This is a genomic window from Amycolatopsis sp. NPDC059021 (genome assembly GCF_042739895.1).
In the GTDB taxonomy this organism is placed as follows: domain Bacteria; phylum Actinomycetota; class Actinomycetes; order Mycobacteriales; family Pseudonocardiaceae; genus Amycolatopsis.
Genome location: NZ_JBHYIQ010000151.1, coordinates 328 through 4,086, shown reverse-complemented (window position 1 = coordinate 4,086; position 3,759 = coordinate 328). Strand labels below are relative to the sequence as shown.

Here is a 3,759-nt window from a genome sequence, read left to right as displayed (position 1 = left end):
GCGCCCCCCCGGGCCCCGCCGCGCGCCCGGGGGGTATGCACGCCTACCGGGCACTGAGCGCCGTGAAGGAGTCCTTCACGGCAGATCACGCGAGCGGCCCACGGCACTTGTCCACAGGCACGTCGCGATGTGGACAACTCGGGGCCGCGGCCGCCGATCCACGGGTTTTGTCGTAACCCGGCGATATGCTGTTGCAGGGCTGGCCCCCAGGGCGGGTGGGGGGTGCTCTAGGGGAGATATCGGGTCAGGGGAGCCAGGTGACGGTGGGGGAGGCGAAGCCGCGGGCGGTGGCGATGCGGGTGGCTTCGGCCTCGGCGGCTTCGCGGGCGGCGGGGTGGAGCGGGTCGAAGGCCGTGATCGTGAAGGCGAGGCGCTTTCCCGCCGACTTGGTGCGCCAGGTCCCGGCGATCTCGCCGCCCGCGAGCAGCACGCCCGGGTTCCCCAGCATGCGCCAGACTTCCTTCTGCCGCGCCGGATCCGGCACCAGCACCGCCTTGTCGCGAGCCTGGATGAACGGGTCCCACGGCGGCAGGAGCCGCACGAGGTCCGGTTCCGGCGGGTTTTCCAGCGCTGGAAGCAGGTCTGCGGGCAGGAAGGCCCGTTTGCCGTCGACGCGGACCTCCGCCAGTTCGCCGGGCCACATCCGGTCTAGCACGGTCCTGGTCGTGCCGACGTAGCCGGCCGCGTCGCCGGGTGCGGCCGGGCCGTTGATCCGCAGGTAGCGTTCGACGACGCGGGTGGCGGCGGCGACGTCCGGTTTCGTGCGGATCGGGCCACGGCCCTCCAGCGGGGCGAGCGTGGCCGGGCTCTGGTCCGCTTCCAACCGGACACCGGCGTGCGGTGTCGCGATCCGCATCAGCTGTTCGTAGATGTGCGTCGCGTTGCAGCCCCGGCACCAGCGCGAGAAGGCGGGCGGCAGGATCTCGGTGATCGCGGTGCTCACCGCGCCCTTGGTCATCGGCCCCTTGACGACCTTGCGGATCGCGCGTGCCGTGGTGAACAGGACGTCCAGCGCGTCCAGCCCGGTTTCCCGCAATTGCTTGCGCTGCCACAGCATCCGCGCCAGCGCGTCGGCTTCGTCGAGCGGCACGAGCGACGCGGTGACCTCGGCCAGCTCGGCGCGCCGGTGGAAATGCGGCGCGCCCCGGTGCGACCACGCCAGCGCGAGCCGCTGATCGTCCACAAGGGACTGCGGGGTCACCGCGCCGTCGAGCCGGGCGACCAGCCCGAGCAGCGCGGTGTCCCGCATGCTGTCCTGCAGGCCGAGGTCGAACACCGCCAGCCCGGCGGCGTCGGCCTCGGTCCGGTGCAGGCCGTGTGCGGCGATCCGGTGCGCCAGCACCTGAACCCGGTCGACATTCACCGAAAAGCCGCCCTTCTAGTCCACTGTGTACTCGAACGTGTAGGCCACCGTCAGCACGCCCGGTGTCCCCTTGATCGTGCCGCTTCCGGACAGGCCGGCCAACTCGCCGGTGCCTGAACCCGGCACGACGCTGAAGGTCGAGGACAGGCCGTCGAGGTCGAAGGTGAACTCGTGCCGCAGCACGAACGTCCCTTTGCGACCGTCGACGGAGCCCTCGATCCGGTCGTAACCCGGCGACGTCGTCCCGCCGCCGTCGTAGCCCTCGCCCGGGTAGAACAGCAGGTAGTCGCAGCTCGCCTCGCCCTCGATGACGCCGGAGAACGTCATCGAGGCGTGTGCGTAGGCCACGCGCGGCTCGCCCTCGCTGCCGCTGACGATCCGTTCTTCCCAGTTGTTCATGGTGAATGTGTTCATGCCCGTAGCCTGACACCCATACCTGTCAACTTGTGTCAGGTTTTTCGGCGATACTGAAAACATGCGCGCGAGCAGACTGCTGTCGATCCTCCTTCTGCTGCAGAACCGTGGCCGGATGACCGCCGACGAACTGGCCGCCGAGTTGGAGGTTTCCGTCCGGACGGTGTACCGGGACATCGAGGCGCTGTCGGCGTCCGGCGTGCCGGTGTACGCCGATCGCGGTCGCGCGGGCGGCTATCAGCTCGTCGACGGCTACCGCACACGGCTGACCGGGATGACCGAGGAAGAGGCGCAGTCGCTGTCACTGGCCGGCCTGCCGGTCGCCGCGGCGGAGCTGGGGCTGGGCACCGTCCTCGCGGCCGCGCAGCTCAAGCTGTACGCCGCGCTCCCGCAGGAGTTGCGCAGCCGCGCCGGACGCGTTGCGGAGCGCTTCTACCTCGACGTTCCCGGCTGGCATCGCGGCATCGAGAGCCTGCCGGTGCTTTCGGCGGTCGCGGATGCGGTGTGGGGGAGCCGCCGGATCCGGATCCGGTACGAACGCTGGGGCCAGCGCGTCGTTGAGCGGGTCGTCGAGCCGTTGGGGCTGATCCTCAAGGCGGGCAACTGGTACCTCGCCGGACGCTGCGAGGGCACGGACCGGACGTACCGGATTTCGCGTGTGCTGGAACTCGACGACCTGGGCGAGGAGTTCGAGCGGCCGGTGGACTTCGACCTCGCCCGGTATTGGCGGGACTGGTCCGAGCAGTTCGAGCGGCGGATGTATCCGCGCGTTGCGGTGGTGCGCCTGTCGCCGCGCGCGCAGGCTCTCGTACCGTTCTACGCGGGATCGGTCGGCGCCCGTGCGCTGCGGGCCGCCGTCGAGGGCGGCGCCGAGCCCGACGAGCACGGCTGGCTGACGATGGAGCTGCCGGTCGAACCGGGCGAGCCCGCGATCGGGGAGCTGCTGCGGTTCGGACCGCACCTCGAGGTGCTGGCACCCGCGGACCTGCGCGCGCCGGTGGCCGAGGCGATCGAGGAGATGAGCGCGAGCTATGGGTGAACTCACCGGGGTCACCATCGGTGTCACCGCCGAGCGCCGTGCCGACGACCTCATCGCGGCGCTGGCCCGGTACGGCGCCGAGGTCCGGCACGCGCCGACGATCACCATCGTCCCGCTGGACGCCGACCCCGAACTGCGGGCGGACACCGAGGCGGTGCTGTCCCGGCCGGTCGGCTTCACCGCGGTGACCACCGGTGCCGGATTCCGCGGCTGGCTCGCCGCGGCCGACGGCTGGGGACTTCGGCAACCCCTGCTCGACGCGCTCGGCGCGTCACGGATCTTCGCGCGCGGGCCGAAAGCCGTTGGCGCACTGCGGGGCGTGGGCCTGCGAGAGACGTTCTCGGCGGCGAGTGAAAGCAACGCCGAACTCTTCGGGGCGCTCACCGACGCCGGGGTCGCGGGCGAACGGGTCGCCGTCCAGCTGCACGGAACCCCGCTGCCCGAGTTCACCGACGCGCTGGCCTCGTCGGGCGCGGACGTCGTCGCGGTGCAGCCGTACCGGTGGCACTCGGCGCCGCCGGCGCCGGTCCGGGAGCTGATCGACGCGGTGCTGGCCGGACAGCTGCGGGCGCTGGCGTTCACCAGCGCGCCCGCGGCCGGGAACCTGCTGACGCTCGCCCGGGACTACGGGCGCTACGACGAGTTGGTCGCTGCGTTGCGGAGCGGCTCGCCGGTGTGTGCCTGCGTCGGGCCGGTCACCGCCGCGCCGCTGGAGGAGGTGGGGGTGCCGACTCGGCAACCGGAGCGGCAGCGGCTCGGCGCCCTGGTGAAGCTGCTGGTGGCGGAGCTCTCCGGCGCCGGGCGATAGCAAAGGTCCCTCGCTCCCGGACGGCGTCGCTGAAGGAGACCTTCGGTGCGCTCGTGACCTGGGGTTTCGGGTGCGGAGGGGAGCAAGGGACCTTTGCTAACGCTCGTGAGCATGCCAACGATTAGCACGCTAACG

Annotated in this window: 4 protein-coding genes; 2 read left to right on the top strand and 2 right to left on the bottom strand. The window is 71.5% G+C overall.

Annotated elements, in window-relative coordinates; translation table 11 throughout:
• Positions 1-244: 244 nt before the first annotated feature.
• Complete coding sequence (locus ACFWX1_RS45125; RefSeq protein ID WP_378396093.1) at positions 245-1,363, bottom strand: winged helix DNA-binding domain-containing protein; 1,119 nt, start codon at positions 1,361-1,363, stop codon at positions 245-247.
• Positions 1,364-1,378: 15 nt separating this feature from the next.
• Positions 1,379-1,777 (bottom strand): DUF3224 domain-containing protein, encoded by a 399-nt coding sequence (locus ACFWX1_RS45120; protein WP_378396092.1) that lies wholly within the window; start codon positions 1,775-1,777, stop codon positions 1,379-1,381.
• 61 nt (positions 1,778-1,838) lie between these two features.
• Between ACFWX1_RS45120 and ACFWX1_RS45115 the strand changes: the two genes are divergently transcribed.
• The gene (locus ACFWX1_RS45115; RefSeq protein ID WP_378396091.1) at positions 1,839-2,816 is read left to right on the top strand and encodes a helix-turn-helix transcriptional regulator; all 978 of its coding nucleotides are present in this window, start codon (positions 1,839-1,841) and stop codon (positions 2,814-2,816) included.
• Positions 2,809-3,624: a uroporphyrinogen-III synthase gene (locus ACFWX1_RS45110; protein WP_378396090.1), complete on the top strand. Its 816-nt coding sequence runs from the start codon at positions 2,809-2,811 to the stop codon at positions 3,622-3,624. Before ACFWX1_RS45115 ends, ACFWX1_RS45110 begins: the two co-directional genes overlap by 8 nt.
• Positions 3,625-3,759: the final 135 nt, after the last annotated feature.

Excerpts from the sequence above, each read along its gene's own strand:
- ACFWX1_RS45120 (WP_378396092.1), bottom strand. The coding sequence starts at position 1,777 with ATGAACACATTCACCATGAACAACTGGGAAGAACGGATCGTCAGCGGC.
- ACFWX1_RS45115 (WP_378396091.1), top strand. The coding sequence starts at position 1,839 with ATGCGCGCGAGCAGACTGCTGTCGATCCTCCTTCTGCTGCAGAACCGT.
- ACFWX1_RS45110 (WP_378396090.1), top strand. The coding sequence starts at position 2,809 with ATGGGTGAACTCACCGGGGTCACCATCGGTGTCACCGCCGAGCGCCGT.